The 255-nt window shown below is 62.0% G+C and carries 1 pseudogene; it reads left to right on the top strand.

Features of this window, described 5'->3' with window-relative positions:
- A pseudogene (locus IB244_RS31770) lies at window positions 1-255 on the top strand (IS5/IS1182 family transposase); the annotation flags it as partial.

The following is a 255-nucleotide window of genomic DNA, read 5'->3' on the forward strand; positions in this document are numbered from 1 at the left end:
AGGAAAAGGAGCGCGAGCCGCAGGTGAAGGAAACCAAGGTGTCGCGCACCGATCCCGACAGCGGTTACATGGTGCGCGACGGCAAGCCAAAGGGCTTCTTCTACCTCGATCACCGCACGGTGGACGGCAAGCTTGCGATCATCACCGATACCCATGTCACGCCCGCCAATGTGCATGACAGTATCGTCTATCTCGACCGGCTGGACCGCCAGCGGGAGCGGTTCGGCTTCGAGGTCGGTGCTGTCGGGCTGGATG

The organism is Rhizobium sp. RHZ02 (assembly GCF_014851575.1).
Taxonomy (GTDB): domain Bacteria; phylum Pseudomonadota; class Alphaproteobacteria; order Rhizobiales; family Rhizobiaceae; genus Rhizobium; species Rhizobium altiplani.